This is a genomic window from Campylobacter sp. RM9333 (genome assembly GCF_020137705.1).
Taxonomy (GTDB): Bacteria; Campylobacterota; Campylobacteria; order Campylobacterales; family Campylobacteraceae; genus Campylobacter_E.
This window is the reverse complement of the sequence record NZ_JACGAY010000004.1, coordinates 23,903-39,894: the sequence shown is the minus strand read 5'-3', so window position 1 is coordinate 39,894 and position 15,992 is coordinate 23,903. Positions and strand designations below refer to the sequence as shown.

The 15,992-nt window shown below is 28.5% G+C and carries 18 protein-coding genes and 1 pseudogene; 14 read left to right on the top strand and 5 right to left on the bottom strand.

Annotated elements, in window-relative coordinates; genetic code table 11:
* Nucleotide 1: 1 nt before the first annotated feature.
* From AVBRAN9333_RS02680 to AVBRAN9333_RS02670, 3 genes are read left to right on the top strand one after another with little or no spacing between them, the layout of a single operon-like run.
* Nucleotides 2-1,093 (top strand): metallophosphoesterase, encoded by a 1,092-nt coding sequence (locus AVBRAN9333_RS02680; RefSeq protein ID WP_250325675.1) that lies wholly within the window; start codon nt 2-4, stop codon nt 1,091-1,093.
* Between the two features lie 8 nt (nt 1,094-1,101).
* Nucleotides 1,102-1,866 carry a phosphatidylserine decarboxylase gene (locus AVBRAN9333_RS02675; protein ID WP_214150281.1) on the top strand — a complete coding sequence of 255 codons (765 nt, stop codon included), beginning with the start codon at nt 1,102-1,104 and terminating at the stop codon, nt 1,864-1,866.
* Complete coding sequence (locus AVBRAN9333_RS02670) at nt 1,859-2,332, top strand: YbaK/EbsC family protein (RefSeq protein WP_214118975.1); 474 nt, start codon at nt 1,859-1,861, stop codon at nt 2,330-2,332. The genes AVBRAN9333_RS02675 and AVBRAN9333_RS02670 overlap by 8 nt, the downstream gene beginning before the upstream one ends.
* Here the strand turns inward: AVBRAN9333_RS02670 and AVBRAN9333_RS02665 are convergent.
* The gene (locus tag AVBRAN9333_RS02665; RefSeq protein ID WP_214150279.1) at nt 2,318-3,331 is read right to left on the bottom strand and encodes a hypothetical protein; all 1,014 of its coding nucleotides are present in this window, start codon (nt 3,329-3,331) and stop codon (nt 2,318-2,320) included. The genes AVBRAN9333_RS02670 and AVBRAN9333_RS02665 overlap by 15 nt on opposite strands.
* Nucleotides 3,332-3,497: 166 nt before the next feature.
* Here AVBRAN9333_RS02665 and AVBRAN9333_RS02660 point away from each other — a divergent pair, with 166 nt between their 5' ends.
* From AVBRAN9333_RS02660 to AVBRAN9333_RS02650, 3 genes are read left to right on the top strand one after another with little or no spacing between them, the layout of a single operon-like run.
* Nucleotides 3,498-3,818, top strand: a complete 321-nt coding sequence (locus tag AVBRAN9333_RS02660) for a hypothetical protein (protein WP_214118493.1) — start codon at nt 3,498-3,500, stop codon at nt 3,816-3,818.
* A gap of 10 nt (nt 3,819-3,828) precedes the next feature.
* Nucleotides 3,829-4,977: a hypothetical protein gene (locus AVBRAN9333_RS02655; RefSeq protein WP_336609382.1), complete on the top strand. Its 1,149-nt coding sequence runs from the start codon at nt 3,829-3,831 to the stop codon at nt 4,975-4,977.
* A complete protein-coding gene (locus tag AVBRAN9333_RS02650) occupies nt 4,958-5,248 on the top strand; it encodes a metal-sulfur cluster assembly factor (RefSeq protein WP_214118489.1) in 291 nt (96 codons plus the stop codon). The genes AVBRAN9333_RS02655 and AVBRAN9333_RS02650 overlap by 20 nt, the downstream gene beginning before the upstream one ends.
* Before the next feature lie 35 nt (nt 5,249-5,283).
* On the opposite strand, the gene AVBRAN9333_RS02645 is transcribed toward AVBRAN9333_RS02650, so the two are convergent.
* Together AVBRAN9333_RS02645 and AVBRAN9333_RS02640 are read right to left on the bottom strand one after the other, a co-directional pair.
* Complete coding sequence (locus AVBRAN9333_RS02645) at nt 5,284-6,114, bottom strand: ATP-binding protein (protein ID WP_214118487.1); 831 nt, start codon at nt 6,112-6,114, stop codon at nt 5,284-5,286.
* 62 nt (nt 6,115-6,176) lie between these two features.
* Entirely contained in the window at nt 6,177-7,040 is an 864-nt protein-coding gene (locus AVBRAN9333_RS02640; RefSeq protein ID WP_214118485.1) for a helix-turn-helix domain-containing protein, read from the bottom strand.
* A 228-nt stretch (nt 7,041-7,268) separates the two neighbouring features.
* Between AVBRAN9333_RS02640 and AVBRAN9333_RS02635 the strand changes: the two genes are divergently transcribed.
* From AVBRAN9333_RS02635 to AVBRAN9333_RS02600, 8 genes and pseudogenes are all read left to right on the top strand, one after another.
* Nucleotides 7,269-8,165 carry a dihydrodipicolinate synthase family protein gene (locus AVBRAN9333_RS02635; protein ID WP_336609381.1) on the top strand — a complete coding sequence of 299 codons (897 nt, stop codon included), beginning with the start codon at nt 7,269-7,271 and terminating at the stop codon, nt 8,163-8,165.
* A gap of 13 nt (nt 8,166-8,178) precedes the next feature.
* Nucleotides 8,179-9,144: a 2-keto-3-deoxygluconate permease gene (locus AVBRAN9333_RS02630; protein ID WP_214118481.1), complete on the top strand. Its 966-nt coding sequence runs from the start codon at nt 8,179-8,181 to the stop codon at nt 9,142-9,144.
* A pseudogene (locus AVBRAN9333_RS02625) lies at nt 9,141-9,398 on the top strand (UxaA family hydrolase); the annotation flags it as partial. The gene AVBRAN9333_RS02630 and the pseudogene AVBRAN9333_RS02625, both read left to right, overlap by 4 nt.
* Before the next feature lie 99 nt (nt 9,399-9,497).
* Nucleotides 9,498-10,658, top strand: coding sequence for a UxaA family hydrolase (locus AVBRAN9333_RS02620; RefSeq protein WP_442862222.1), 1,161 nt, complete (start codon nt 9,498-9,500; stop codon nt 10,656-10,658).
* Nucleotides 10,659-10,684: 26 nt separating this feature from the next.
* Nucleotides 10,685-11,473, top strand: coding sequence for an SDR family oxidoreductase (locus AVBRAN9333_RS02615; protein WP_336609380.1), 789 nt, complete (start codon nt 10,685-10,687; stop codon nt 11,471-11,473).
* A 9-nt stretch (nt 11,474-11,482) separates the two neighbouring features.
* The gene (fucP, locus tag AVBRAN9333_RS02610; protein ID WP_214149984.1) at nt 11,483-12,730 is read left to right on the top strand and encodes an L-fucose:H+ symporter permease; all 1,248 of its coding nucleotides are present in this window, start codon (nt 11,483-11,485) and stop codon (nt 12,728-12,730) included.
* Nucleotides 12,727-13,461, top strand: a complete 735-nt coding sequence (locus AVBRAN9333_RS02605) for an amidohydrolase family protein (protein ID WP_336609379.1) — start codon at nt 12,727-12,729, stop codon at nt 13,459-13,461. Before fucP ends, AVBRAN9333_RS02605 begins: the two co-directional genes overlap by 4 nt.
* A 1-nt stretch (nt 13,462) precedes the next feature.
* Nucleotides 13,463-13,780 (top strand): L-rhamnose mutarotase, encoded by a 318-nt coding sequence (locus tag AVBRAN9333_RS02600; protein ID WP_214118470.1) that lies wholly within the window; start codon nt 13,463-13,465, stop codon nt 13,778-13,780.
* Between the two features lie 62 nt (nt 13,781-13,842).
* Here AVBRAN9333_RS02600 and AVBRAN9333_RS02595 read toward each other — a convergent pair whose 3' ends face one another.
* Both AVBRAN9333_RS02595 and AVBRAN9333_RS02590 read right to left on the bottom strand, forming a co-directional pair.
* Nucleotides 13,843-14,595, bottom strand: coding sequence for an amidohydrolase family protein (locus AVBRAN9333_RS02595; protein WP_336609378.1), 753 nt, complete (start codon nt 14,593-14,595; stop codon nt 13,843-13,845).
* Between the two features lie 9 nt (nt 14,596-14,604).
* Nucleotides 14,605-15,894, bottom strand: coding sequence for an SLC13 family permease (locus tag AVBRAN9333_RS02590; RefSeq protein WP_239803599.1), 1,290 nt, complete (start codon nt 15,892-15,894; stop codon nt 14,605-14,607).
* Nucleotides 15,895-15,992 lie beyond the last annotated feature (98 nt).

The following is a 15,992-nucleotide window of genomic DNA, read 5'->3' as shown; positions in this document are numbered from 1 at the left end:
TATGAGCTTACACCATTTATTATTTGCTATTGCATTTTGTGTTGCTGTTTTTATTGCAAATGCTTATATTTATAGACAATTATTTAGAGTAATTTTCCCTAGATTTAAAGGCTTTTTTTTAGTAGTTTGCATAGTTTTATTTATATCTAATGTTGTATTTTTGTTCTCTATGAGAGCTAATTTTTTGCCTGATTTTCTTTATACTACTTTATCAATTCTTTTGGGTTTTTCTTTCTTCTTCTTTTTAATCGCTTTAATTTATGATATTGTTAAATTTATAGCCTTTAAAAGCGTAAAGAATATAGACACAAATAGAAGAAAAACTTTAAAATTGATTTGTGATTTAGGTGTTTTATTTGTTGCATTTGGGTGTTTTTTACAAGGTATATTTAAGGCAATTAAAATTCCACCTATTAAATATGTAGATTTAAATGCTAATTTAGGAATAAAAATCGCAATGATAAGTGATGTGCATTTAGGCAAGAATTTGCACAAAGATTTTTTAGAAAAATTAATCGCAAAAATCAACGAACAAGAAGTTGATTATGTAGTAATTGTTGGGGATTTAATAGATACTAACATAGATGATATTGATTATTTGGATTTATTAAATACCTTTAATAAGCCTTGCTTTTATGTAACTGGCAATCACGAATACTACCACGACGCTACAAAAATCCTAGCAAAATTAAAACAAACCAATATAAAAGTATTAGAAAACGAAAGCATAGATTTAGGCAAAATAGTGCTTAGTGGCATAAATGATTTAAAGGGTGCAAAATATGGAATGCCAATGGATTTAGCCCCAATTTATAAAAATTTTAATGATACTAAATACAATATTTTATTAGCTCATCAACCTGTTGTAGCTAAGGAATTTGATTTGAGTAGATTTGATTTAGTTTTATCAGGACATACTCACGCAGGGCAGATTTTCCCATTTAGTATTTTTGTTTTAATGCAGCAAGGATTTTTGCACGGACTTTATGAAATCGGTAAAAAAACTAAATTATATGTTAGTAGTGGTGCTGGATTTTGGGGTCCATCTATACGCTTTTTAGCACCTAGTGAAATAGTAATAATTAGACTTTAAGGAATATAATGAGAAAAACAATTTCAAGAATTTTTGGTAAATTAGTAAGCATAAAATATCCAAAAATTATGCAAAATTATATAAACAAAACTTATGTAAAGCATTTTAATATACCTTTAGATGAGTTTAAAGATTATAAAGAATACGATAGTTTATTAGCTCTTTTTACTAGAAGATTAATAAAGCCAAGAGAATTTGAAAGTGGCTTTATAAGTCCTTGTGATGGCACTATTTTAAGTTATGCAAAAAGCTCAAATTTAAAGGCATTTAGTATAAAAGGTAAAGATTATGATATTAAAGAGCTTTTAGGTTTTACTCCTAAAAATGAGCTTGATTTTTTAAATATTTATCTTAGCCCAAGGGATTATCACAATTATCATAGTCCTTGTAATATGCAGGTTTTAAATCTAAAATATTTTTGTGCGGAGCTTTTTAGCGTTAATTTAAAAGCACTTAGTAAGCATGATAATTTGTATTCAAGAAATGAGCGTGTGGTTTTAACTTGCAAAAAAGATAGTGGAGATATTTTTTATATGGTTTTTGTAGGGGCTGTAAATGTTGGCAAGATGGAATTTGATTTTGATACAAGCGTGCAAACTAATATGAAAAATGCAAGTGATTATGAGAAAAACTATGATAATGTAAGCTTAAAAAAAGGCGAAATGCTAGGAAGATTTTTGATGGGTTCTACTATTTTAATCTTAGGCGATGATTTAAAACTTGAATGCCAAGTTGGTGCGATTAAATTCGGACAGAGAATAGCAAATGATTAAAAAGACTAATGCAGCAAGGTTTTTAGATACTTTAAAAATAGATTATGAATTATTAAGCTACGAAGTAGATGATGATTTATCAGCAATTAGCGTAGCAAAAAAGACAGGAATTGATATTAAATATATTTACAAAACCATAGTTTGTGAGGGCAAAAATGCCTTGTATGTTGCTTGTATTCAAGGGGATTTAGAAATAGATTTAAAATCTTTTGCAAAGGCAGTAGGAGAAAAATCCTTAAGCCTTTTAAAACTTGATAAATTAAAGGATAAAACAGGGTATATTAGGGGCGGTTGTTCGCCTTTTGGTATGAAAAAAGATTATGTTAGATTTATTGACGAAAGAGCTTTAGAGCTTGAGTATTTTGTGCTTAGTGCTGGACTTCGTGGTCTTCAGCTAAAAATAAATGCAAAATATATTCAAAAGCTTTTTAATATTGCTAGTATAAGCAATTCATCTATCATTTAATTCTCCTTTTTTATACATTGGTTGAAATTTATTAACAATAACATTAAGCATTCTGTATCTTATTTCCTTATCTTCTGGGCAATATTTATGTAAAGCATGTAAATAATTAACAGAACCTTTATATATACTCCTTATAAATAACTTACTTTCGTCTGTAAATAAAATAGCTTTTTTAAAGTATTCATTAATTTTTATTGTGTCTGTAGCATTACAAATATAATCAGGTAAAGGTATATTAGTAACATCTATTTTTGAAGTTCCATCGTAGTAATTGTTTTCACTATAATATTTAAATGCCGAAGTGCTTAAAAGATCTATCATGACATCTAAATATAGTGCGTAATTCAATTTTTTCTCTGCTTGATATGTATAGTATTTATTAAAAGCTATATTTAAAAGCTCATAAATTTCACTTGCTTTATCATAATCTTTTATATAATATTCATAAGCTCTATTTGATGTATAATTTGTATATAGCATAACCAAACCAAGCATATTAGATAGTCTATATTCTGTCATAATATCCACATCATAATAAATATTGCCATAAGGCACTCTTTTTATCATTTCATAGATTTCTTGATAATCATCGTAGCTTAGCTTGTCTAACATACTATAATCTTGTGTTTTATTAGTTAAACCATACATGCGTTTATAATACAAAACCCACCACATAATATCTTCAATACTATCATCTGGCAAGAGCTTTTTACCTTCATCATAATAATTTTTAGCTATATTTAAAAAAGGTCTTACAATAAAGCTATCATATTTAAAAAATATATTTAATGTATTTGCAATATCAATAAATAAATATCCGGTTAAAAATTTTTCACTTGCTTCTGGGTTTTTACTATATTTTTGTGGATTAAATTCTAATAAATATAAACTCATAATTAAAATATATAAAAGTGGAATTATTATAAAAACAATAAATAAAGCTTTGTATAAAATCTTTTTAAAATTAAATTTAAAATTAATTATTTGATTTATATTCATATTTAACCTTGTAAAAATAAGGTTTATTATAGCAAATAAATATTTAGGAATTTGATTTAAAAATTTATTTAAGTATTTAATTTTTCTTTTTTTGAACTTCAAATTGACTTAAGTCAAAGTCAAAATTTTTAAACTTTTTTAGAATAGTGAGAAAAAAGGAGAAAAAATGTTTGATTTTAAATCTTGGAAAAAAGTTAGTTTAGCAAATGCTACGGTTGAATTTTATGAGAATGATGAATATTTAGCTTTTGATAGTAGTCAGTGTATGCCACCTGAACCTATGATAAATGCTAGAGTTGGCTTAAATAATTTAAAGCCTAATCAAAAATTAATTATGCTAAATCATAAAAATCCTTTAGGCTTACTTCCTAGCGTTAAGCCATATTATGATATTCAAACTACACAAAAAGATGGACTTTTTTGGCTAGTATTTACTAAAATTAAAGAGCATAGCAATTTTGATGAAGCTTGTAAAGACCATCCATAAGGGCTAAATTATGTTAAACGCATTCGCACCACCATTTAAAGTGGTGGCTATTTATTTTATATTTGCATTTTGCTATTTATTAGCTTTTATGTTTTTATTTTCTTATTCAAATTATGATTTTGAGAGTTATCAATTTAAAGCGTTTTTGCATTGTTTTTTCGCTGGATTTGCTTTAAATATAATAATAGGTAGCCTTTATCAATTAAGCTCGGTAATTTATGAAAAAGCATTCTTTAGTATAAAAGGTGTATTTTTTGTGAGTTTTATTTGCAATATCTCTTTAGCCTTTATTATGTATTCGTTTTTAAATTATGATTTGGAATTACTAAAATATAGCGTATTTGCTATGATTTTAAGTGTTTTTTATTTTATTGTGCTGTTTTTAATATCATTTTTTGATTTTAATAATATTGCTAAAAGTGCTTTATTTTGTGGGGTTGTTTTTTTAGCATTAGGCTTAGTTTGTGCTGGTTTAATTGCGCTTATTTTAAACGGGCTTATATATTTAGATTATGAACTAATTCTTCATCTTCATATATATTTTATGCTAGGTTTTATTTTATTTATTTGTGTAGGTGCTGCTAGTGTATTATTGCCAATGTTTGCACTAACTCATAAGCATAAAAATTATTTATTATGGCTTAGTTTAGTGGCATATTTTTTAGCATTTTTTCATAAAAGTATAGCGATTTTTTCCCTAGCTTGTTTTGTGTTTTGGTGTTTATATATACTTAAAATACGAACAAGAAAGGCTAAAGATTATTGGAATTTAAATATTGTTTTTGCTTGTATTGGCTCGTTTTTAGCGATGAGAGAATTTTATGTTTTAGACTATGCTTTAGCTATTAAATTATTAATTTTTGCAACGATTTTACCTTTTATAATCGCACATATTTATAAGATTTTGCCATTTTTAATATGGTTTCATTTTATTTCAAAATTAATCGGAAAAATAAAAGTCCCTTTATTAGATGATATGGTGATTAAAAAAGCAGCTTTTTTTACTATGCTAATTAATATATGCTTAGTAATTTCTCTTTATTTTAGTTCATCAATTTATTTATATATAGCGTTAAATATAGGTCTTTTAATTAATGTAATCAATTTTTTTACTTATATAAATTACAAAGGAGCAAAGAATGAAAAAGCAAGTAATTAATGCAATTTCAAATGTAATTGACCCTGAAGTGGGTTTTGATATTTTAGCTTTAGGGCTTATTTATGATATACAAATTGATAATTCATATTGTAAAATCACTATGACCTTATCTACTAAGTCTTGTCCTATGCATGATTTACTGATAACTTGGGTAAAAGACTCTGTTTTAAGTGTAGATGGAATAGATAGTGTTGATATTGATTTAGTGTTTGAGCCTGCTTGGAGTATAGAAATGGCTAGTGATGAGGTTAAAAGTGCTTTAAGTTTTTAATTTACTATGAGAGATTTTCTCATAGTAAATTCTAATTATAATTTGATTTTTAATAAAGAATTATTAGCCATTTCAGGCACTAAAAGTGTGTTTGTAGAGTTATCATAAAACATATCAGCAGGTCCTTTAAGTGCTTTTAAATCTAGCTTTTCTAATTTATTTTGATTAAGTTTATAAATATAACCATTTAGCTCTTTACCCCAGCTAGATACTAAAATATCATCATTAATTTTAACAATTCCATCAAATTGCTCTAAATTATCACTTAGTTTTTCTATATTTTTACTAGCTAAATCAATTTTTAAAATAGCTCCGCCATCTTTTTCACTAGGGTCATACCCTACGACATATAAAGAATTTTTATCAATCAATAAGCCATTAGGACCACCATAACTTTTGTCAATATTCATAAAAGTTTTATAATTTTTATCTTTTAAATTGATTTCAAAAATCGTATAAGTGCCAGTATCACTTACTAAAAGAGTATCATTATCTAAGCTCTCAATTGCATTTAAAAATACCGAGCCTTTAATTTCTAGCTTAAATACTTCTTTTTTGCTTGTTATATCAAAGCCGTATAAAGTATCAATATCTACAACATAAAGTGTATTGTTAATAATTTTCATACCTTTTGGAGCATTTAAATTCTTTACAAATACATTGATTTTATCATCGGCTTTTGAGATTATATTTATATAACCATCTAAATCCTTGTTTAAAGGCTCAATTTTTTGACCCACATTTGAGACAAATACATAATCTTTATTTGCCACAACACTCTCAGGCGAAGCAAAAGCATTGATTTCTTTAACTTCCATTGCATTCATACTAGCAAGTAATGCTATACTTAAAATATATTTTTTCATCTTTTCTCCTTAAATAATTTTTGAAAAATTATAAGGAAAAAAGAATTTTATTTCTAATAGTTTTAATGTAAAAAATATAAGTTTTTTGATTTTTGAAATTGTTTTGGGGTTTTATTATATCTTTTTTTATAGCGTGAAATAAACCAAGCAGGGGAGTTAAATCCTACTTCTAAACATATTTCTGTAATGTTTTTATTTGAAAATTCTAATAAGAATTTTGCTTTTTCAAATTTTTTATTATCAAGCCATTCTTTAGGGCTAATTCCAAAACTTTGTTTGAAGTTTTTGCTAAAAGTAGTTAAGGACATATTAGATATTTTTGCCATATCATTTACGCTTTGAAAATCTTGTTCACAATACGAAAATATCTGATATAAAGATAGTTTAAAATTGGTAATTATAGTTTTTAAAAATGATAAAAAACTTTGATTGTTTTTGCTATAAAGTAGGGCTAAAAATAATTCTTCAAATTTTAATTTTAAAATATCTTCATTGGTTTTATAGCTAAAACAAGGCAAAAATGATGTAAAAATTGAGCTTAATAATTCATTAGAATTTAGCTTAAAAATATGCTCATTGGTTGTAAAATTGCTATTTAAAAGGGCTTTATATTTATAAATTAGCTCTATTAAAATACTTTCTTTAAAACAAATTATAATTGAATTATAATAGTTATTTTCTACGCAGTCTTTTATCAGATATGAGCCTTTTGTAAAAAACAAAATCTCGTTTTTATTAATTGTAAAATCTTGCTTTTTAGTATGTATCATTTTATATCCATCATTTATAAAAACAAGAGCATAATCATCAAATAATACTTCATAATAATCATCATTTTTTCTAGTTTCATATAAACAAAGATTAAGATAATTAGAACTTATAACATTTTTGCTGATTTTACTTAATTCATTAGGTAAATATATCATTTTTTGCCTTTAGTTTTAAAATTTATATATTTTACAAAAGAAAAATTTAATAAAAATTCTTTCGTATATACAAAATATAAATTTTAATTTACAAAAAGTAACACTTTTTCAAAAAAATTAATTTTATTTAATTTATTTTTCATAATTTTTATCATTTTTTGCATATTCTTTCTTAAATACAAAAAATAAAATTTAATTTTTTTGTATATACAAAATTAAGGAGAAATTATGGGAATTTTAAAAGGAACTTTACCAGCTTTATATACACCATATAAAGATGATGGAGCTATTAACGAAGTTGAGTTTTTAAAGATATGTGAATGGGGCATTGAAAAAGGACTTGATGGTTTATTTTGTAATGGTAGTGCGGGAGATTCTCAAGCAATGCCATACGATATGAAAGTAAAAATGCTAGAGCTTTCAATTAAAGCTGCAAATAATAAAGTGCCTGTTATTTGTGGGATAGGAAGTTGTATTTATAAAGAGAGTTTAGACCTTGCAAACGAAGCTTATATAAAAGGAGCTAATGCGCTTTTACTTATGATGCCATATTATTATAAGTTTAATGATGATACGCTTTATGCTTATGTAAAAGACTTACAAGCAAAAGTAAAACTCCCACTTTATATTTACAATATTCCACTTTTTGCACCTGCAATGAGCTTAAATCTAATTGAAAAATTAAGCAAATTACCGAATATTGTAGGTATTAAAGATAGCAGTGGAGATGCTTTGTTGCTAAATCATATTTTAGATGTTGTGCCAAGTGATTTTGATGTATTTGTGGGTCGTGAAGAGCATTATTTTGGAGCTTTAATGATGGGTGCAAAAGGTTCAATGACAAGTGCAGGATGTGTTTTCCCTGACGCTATGAGTGCGATTTATAAAGCATATAATGAGAAAAATTATGAAAGAGCAATCAAGCTTCAAAAAGCCTTGCTACCAGCTATTAGATTTGGAATGAGCTTATCATTTCCTATGGGATTTGCGCTTTTACTTAAAGCTCGTGGTTTTGCTTTTGCAAACAAAAGCATTCACCCACTAAGCGAAGAGACCTTAAAAGCACTTGATGAAAAATTCGAATATGCAAAAGAATTAGTTAAAAACATAGAGAGAATACTCTGAATAGAGGTTTAAAATGAAAATTAAGAAATTTTTAGAAAAGGTTCCAGGTGGTATGATGTTAGTTCCTATGTTATTAGGTGCTATTATACATACTTTTCTTCCTGATAAATTGGCTTATTTTGGACCTTTTACTAATGCCTTAGGAACAGGTGCAACAGTAATGCTTGCTGTTTGGTTTGTAGGTATTGGAGCAAGTATTAAACTTAAGGCTACTACAACAGTTTTAAAAAAATCTGGAGTATTGTTAGCAACTAAAATATTTGCCGCATTTATGGCGTGTATTATAGTTAAACAGCTTGTTCCTAACGGTATGATAACTGAAGGCTTTTTTGTTGGTTTTAGCACATTAGCAGTAGTTGCTGCAATGGATATGACTAATGCTGGTCTTTATACGGCTTTAACAAAACAATACGGAACTACAGAAGAAGCTGGTGCTAGTTTATTGTTAATGATAGAAAGTGGTCCTTTATTTACTATGTTAATTTTGGGGGTTAGTGGTTTAGCATCTTTTCCTATACAAAACTTTATAGGATTAATGATTCCATTTGTATTAGGTTTTGTATTGGGTAATTTAGATGAAGATTTTAGAGAATTTTTAACTAAATTAAATGAGCCAATGATAATTTTTGTTGGTTTTGCACTTGGAAGTACCATAAACTTAAGCTCGATTCTTGATGCTGGATTATCTGGATTGGTTTTAGCATTTATTGTAATCATATACACAGGAATATTATTAATATTTGCAGATATTTTTATTGCAAAAGGCAATGGAACTGCAGGTATAGCAGCATCAAGTACTGCAGGAGCAGCTGCGGCTACTCCGATGTTAGTTGCTGATTTTTATCCAGATTTTAAACCATTAGTAGAACATGCAACTATTTTAGTTAGCACTTGCGTTGTAGTAACAGCTTTTGTTGTGCCAATAATTACTGCTTATTATTCTAAATGGGCAAAAAATAAATTTAAGGTTAAATTATGAAAAATAGATTTTTAAAAGTTAGTGAAATTGACAATGTTGCAACTGCAATAAGTGATTTAAACAAAGGCGAAGTTTTTAATGAAGTTACCTTATTAAATGATATTAAAAGCGGACATAAATTCGCTTTAACTGATATTAAAAAAGGTGATTTTATTATTAAATACGGCGAAGTAATAGGAGCAGCTAGTATTGATATAAAAAAAGGCGAGTGGGTTCATACAAGCAACACCGAAGGCGTTCGTGGTAGGGGAGATAGCTGTGATAGTTCAAAATTAGAAAATGCTTTAAGACTAAGCATTGAGAGTGCAAATAAGAAAAACCTAAACGCACAAGATTCAAAACACGAAAAAGTAATTTTGAAAGGCTATAGAAGAGAAGATGGTAGTTTTGGCTTAAGAAATAAGGTCTTAATAATTCCTAGTGTTGTATGTGCCAATAAAGTCGTAGAAAACATTGCTAAAGCGTGTCCTGAAGCTGTATATGTAACTCATCAGCACGGATGTAGTCAGCTTGATTTTGATGCAGAGCAAACAAGAATGCTAATGGCTGGAAATTGTGCAAATCCTAATGTATATGCAGCACTTGTAGTTGGGCTTGGTTGTGAGACTATTAGTTCAAATTCTGTTAAAGAATTAGCAAAAAGTTTAGCTCCTTATAAATATATAAGAGCAATTAGTATTCAAGAGCTAGGCGGTATTACAAATACAACAAACGAAGGCATAAAAATAGTTAAAGATATGCTTGAAAATGCTAGTAAATGTGAATTAAGTGAAGGTGATTTTAGCGATATTATTTTAGGCACTGAATGCGGTGGAAGTGATGCTTATAGTGGGCTTAGTGCAAATCCATCTTTAGGAAGTTTAAGTGATTATGTAGTAGAGAATGGTGGAGCTGTGATTTTAGCTGAAACGACCGAGCTAATAGGAGCTGAAAATATCTTAGCAAGGCGTGCATTAAACGAAGATGTAAAGAAAAAAATCTATGAAAAAATCTATGGCTTTGAAGAAAATGTAAAAAATAGTGGCTCAGACATTCGTGGTGCAAATCCAAGTCCAGGAAATATAGCAGGTGGGCTAACTACTATTGAAGAAAAAAGTCTTGGTTGTGTTTATAAAGCAGGGACAAGCAAAGTTGTAGATGTGATTGATTATGCAATGCCAGTTACTAAAAAAGGTCTTACATTTATGGATACTCCAGGAAATGATATAGAGCAGCTTAGTGCTATGGTTGCAGGTGGGGCTAATTTAGTTGTATTTACTACAGGTCGTGGAACTCCAACAGGAAGCCCTGTAACTCCAACGATTAAGCTAAGCACAAATAATTTTTGTGCGAAAAATATGGCTGATGTGATTGATTTAAACGCAGGCGAAATCGTAGATGGCAATAAGAGTAAAGAAGATATTAGAGATGAATTAATAGAGCTAATCGTAAAAATTAGTGAAGGCAAATTAACAAAAGCAGAAATCAATAAACAAAATGATTTTAGCGTTTGGAGACTAGCAACAACTTGCTAAATAAAAATTAAAACAAAGGAGAAATTATGGATTTAGGATTAAAAGGAAAAGTTGTAGTTGTTACAGGTGGTGGAAAAGGTATTGGTGGCGGCATTAGTATTTGCTTAGCTAATGAAGGTGCAATTCCTGTTATCGTATCTCGCTCTAAGCTTGATAGTGATTTTGAAAGCAAAATTAAAGCACTTTGCCCAAATTACGGCTTTTATCAATTAGATTTGTCAAAATGGCAAGAAATTAGTGCAGTTGTAGAGCAAATTGTGGCTAAATATGGCTCAATTTACGCACTTGTTAATAATGCAGGTATGAATGATAATCTTCATATTGAAAGTGCTACAACTGAAGAGCTTATTAAAAGTTATGAGAGCAATTTATTTCATTATTATGAAATGACAAAATGCTGCCTTCCACATATTAAAAAAGAGCAAGGAAGTATCTTAAATATCTCAAGTAAAACAGGTATCACAGGTCAAGGAAGAACAACAGCATACGCAAGTGCAAAGGGCGCTCAAATAGCTATGACAAGAGAGTGGGCTTGCGCTTTTGCACCTGATAATGTTAGAGTAAATTGTATTTGCCCTGCTGAAGTTTGGACCCCGCTTTATGAAAAATGGATTAAAAATTTCTCTGATCCTGAAAAACAATATCAAGAAATTGCAAAATTTATTCCACTAGGTCATCGCTTTACAACTTGCGAAGAGATAGCTGATACTGCAGTATTTACAATAAGCCCAAGAGCATCTCACACAACAGGGCAGATTTTAACTCCAGATGGTGGTTATATGCATCTTGATCGTGCATTAAACTGGGAAAATTAAGGAGAAAAAATGAATAAAAATGTAAAAATTGCAATTATTTTAGTAACTTCATTATTTTTCTTATGGGGTGTTAGCTATGGACTTGTTGATGTTATGAATAAAAACTTTCAAAATCATCTAGGCATTACTCAACAAAATAGTGGCTACTTGCAAATGGCTTATTTTGGGGCGTATTTTGTGATGGCACTACCTGCTGGCTGGATTGCTTCAAGATTTTCTTATAAGGTTGGGATTATTACAGGACTAGCACTTTATGCGATTGGTTGCTTACTAATAATTCCTGCAACTAATATGGCTAGTTTTTCTATGTTTTTATTTGCATTTTTCATTCTTGCGTGCGGGCTTGGAGCACTTGAGACTAATGCAAATCCTTATATGACAAAGCTAGGAGATGAGAAAAACGCTTCTTTTAGAATTAATGCAGCTCAAAGCTTTAATGGTTTTGGACAATTTGTTGGACCTATTATTGGTGGAAGTTTATTCTTATCAATCACTCATAGTGGCGAAAATGCAACTGATACAGAAAAAGAACAAGCATTACTTGAAAATATGTTTAATGTGCAAATGGTTTATGTAGGAATTGCTTTAGTAGTGTTTTTAATCTTACTTGCATTTGTGTTTAATAAAATTCCAGAAGGTAGCGAAGTAAGTGAAGAAGTAGAGTATAAAGACAACTCAAAATCAATTGATGTATTTAAACATAGGCATTTTAACTTAGGCGTATTAGCTCAATTTTTATATGTTGCAGCTCAAGTTGGAGCAGGAGCGTTTTTTATAAATTACGCAGTAGAACATACAGCAAGTTTAGGAGAAAAAGCTTTAAGCGATGAAAAATCAGCATATTTTTTCTCAGCTGCACTTGTTGCGTTTATGATAGGAAGAATTGTTACAACTCCACTTATGAAAAAATTTAAAGGTGAGAGTATTTTGGGGCTTTATTCATTAATAAATGTTGCATTGTGCTTTTATTTATATATTGCTGATGGAATGATTAGTGTTTATGCTTTAATTTTGGTATTTTTCTTTATGAGTATTAGTTTTCCTACTATTTTTGCCGTTGCTACAAAGGATTTGCCATTAAATCAAGTAAAACTTGGTGGCTCAATCTTAGTAATGAGTATTTGTGGTGGTGCAATAATGCCTACAATTATGGGTTCAATAAATGATAGTTATGGCACAGGTGCGGGATTTTTAGCTTTAGCTCCTTGCTTTTTATATGTAGCATTATATAGCTTTTTATGGACTAAAAAGTCATGAAAATAATTGATACACATTTTCATATATGGGATAAAAATGATATTAGTTGGGTGCAAAACGCCCCAACTAGATTGCAAAGAGATTTTTCTTTTGATGAATATTTAGGTGAGTTTAGCAAAAGTGATTTTTTAGGTGGAGTTTATGTAGAAATAAATGCAAATAATCCTAGCCAAGAGAGTGCAAAAATGTTTAGCTTTCAACATAAAAAATTACTTGCTTTATGCCTTGCTACGATAGGTGGTGCTAGTTTTAGAGAAGTTTTACATACAAAGCCAAGTGGATATTGCTTAGGCAGTGAGTTTAAAAAGACTATTAATTTAGTAAATGCAAATGATTTAATGTTTGAAGTTTGTATAAATGAAGATGAGCTAAGTAATTTTAGTAAAATTGCAAAGGAATTTAAATCAGGAATTATCTTTAATCATTTTGCAAATATTAAGGATTTTAGTGGCGAAGATAGTTTAAGGCAAATTGCTAAAAAAGAAAATATTTATATGAAATTATCATGCCAAGATGATTTTATTTTAGGCAAGGATTATTCAAAATTACTTGATATGGCATTTAATATTTTTGGAGAAAGTAGAATTTGTTTTGGCTCAAACTATCCTGTAAGTGAGTTAAAACCAAATGAATGGATTAGAATAATTGAAAATCATTTTAAAAGTGATGATTTAAAAGAAAAGATTTTTTATTTAAATGCAAAAGAAATTTATAAGATAAAGGAGATTTAAAATGCAAAGATTTGGGCAAATTATAAAAGTTATTCCGGAAAAATTAGCTGAATACGAAAGACTTCACGCAAATCCTATGGAAGGTGTAAATGAGATGATAAAGGCTTGCAATATTCGTAATTATTCAATTTATAATTTTGGCGAATATCTATTCGCTTATTTTGAGTATGTAGGGAGTGATTACGAAGCTGATATGGCAAAAATGGCAGCCGATGAGAATACTCGTAAGTGGTGGGCTTGCACAGACCCTTGCCAAATATCACTTGGCTATGCAGGTCAAAAATGGCTTAATATGAAAGAAGTTTATCATTTAGATTAGACTTTTCATATTAAGTTTAAAATAATTCTTATTTAACTCAATTAAATAAGAATTAAAAATATTTATATAAAGAAAAGTTCTTTAGCATTATCTTGTAATATAATTTTAGCTTTATCATTAGTAACTTTTAAAAAATCATCTAAAGCTTTTTGATAATTTATTTTGCTTTCGTAATTTGTATGTGGCCAATCACTTCCATAAACAAAGTGTTTTATATCAAAAATATCGCTTAATTTATCAAATACATCTTTACTAAACGCTAAATCTTCATCTAATCTATAAAAACCACTTACTTTAAAGTTAATATCTAAATTTTTATAATTATTAAACTCATCTAATAATTTAAAAGTATCTTTATTAGGTCTTGCAAGATGATCAATCATAATTTTTACATTATATTTGGCTAAATCATCAATGATAAATAATAATTTATCTAATTCTTTATGTAATTCTATGTGAAGATTAAATTCTTTAATATACTCTAAAGCTTCTTTATAATCATCAAAATTAGGCTTATCTTTTCCTATTAGATTAAGCCTTAATCCACAGACATTTTTTTCTTTTAAATCACTAATATTATTAGGGTCAATTACCACAATTCCCCTTAAATTAGAATGCTCTTTTAAAGCTTGTAATAAATATGAATTATCAAAACCTAAAAAACTAGGCTGAACTAAAACACCATAAGAAAAATTAAATTCCTTTAAATTAGCCAAATATTGTTCGCAACTTGCATCATAATTTGGTACATATCTAACTACATTAGCCGAACTTATATTTGCTCTAAAAATGTGAGCGTGAGTATCTATATACATAATTCTTCCTTAAAAAATATTCATAACAATAATTCCAGCAATTAATGCTGCTATAAAACCTATAGGAATTGCTCTTACAATCAAGCCTTTAAATAAACTATCCTTATGTTCGTTTGCAATCGCTCCTAAAACCAATGAACCTCCAGAGCTAAATGGAGAAATAGCACTAGCTTGTGCTCCAATTACTATGCAAGTAAATAACACAACTTCACTAAACCCACTTGCATTGCTTAATGTAGGCACAAGTGGGAAAAGTGCAGGAGTAACCACTCCTAAAGTGCTAGAAAATAGCGACATAATAGCTGCAATTATCATCATCATAATAGGGACAATTATTTTTGGCACATTGCTTTCTACAAAGCCTGATAATTGATTAATCACACCTGCTTTAGTAGCAATGCTAACAAGTATCCCAACTCCGCAAATCATAATCAAAGTCCCCCAAGGAATAAGTGCTATAACTTGCTTTTCATCTCCTAATTTTAAAAGCAATGATATAGCTACAAAAACAATAGCTATTAATCCTATATCTATTTTAGAATTTATAAAAGTTATAGTTTTTTCATTAGGAAATGCAATGTGTAATAAAGGAAATGCTAATACAAAAACCATCATAAGCGCCATTAAAATTAGTGTGGTTTTTTGTTTATCATTAAAAGTAATTTTTTCGCTTAATAATTCTATTTTTATATTAGATTTTTTTGCTTTAAATACAAAAAGACTAATTACAAAAATAGGCAAAATAAAAGTAAATAAAAATATCACAAAAGCATTAGAAAATGCAATATCAGGATTTATACTTGATTTTTCCATAAGAGAGCGAAATATTATCCCACTTTGAGAAGTTGGAAAATTTGCCCCGCCTAAAGCACCATAATTAATAGCCATAGCTCCACCAACTCTATCAAGACCTGTTTTTTCGCAGAGTAAAAAAGTAATTGGAGCCATAAAGGCTAAAACACTATAAAATCCAGCACCCATTGCAGCAATTAAAGCCGATACTAAAAATATAGCATAAGGTAAAAAATACGGATAATTTTCAAATTTTTTAATCAAAAATGCAGCTAGTTTTTCTAATGTCCCATTAACACTTGCGAAATTATAAAATAACGAAACCGCAAAAATAACAAAAAATATAGAAACAGGCCAATAAGAAATAATTTCTTTAGGCTTTAAATCCATAAAAAACGCACCAATAATATAGGCAAATATAATTGCAAAAAATCCTATATTTAAGCGAGTTTTATAGCCAATTAGAATTGATAAAACAATGGCTAAGATAATAAAACTTGTAAGCATATTAATCCTTTAATTAAAAATCTTTTTTTAAATTCTTTTTTAAATTCCAAATAATTTATGTAAAATAACATTAATTTGATTAACGAAGAAAAAAGGAG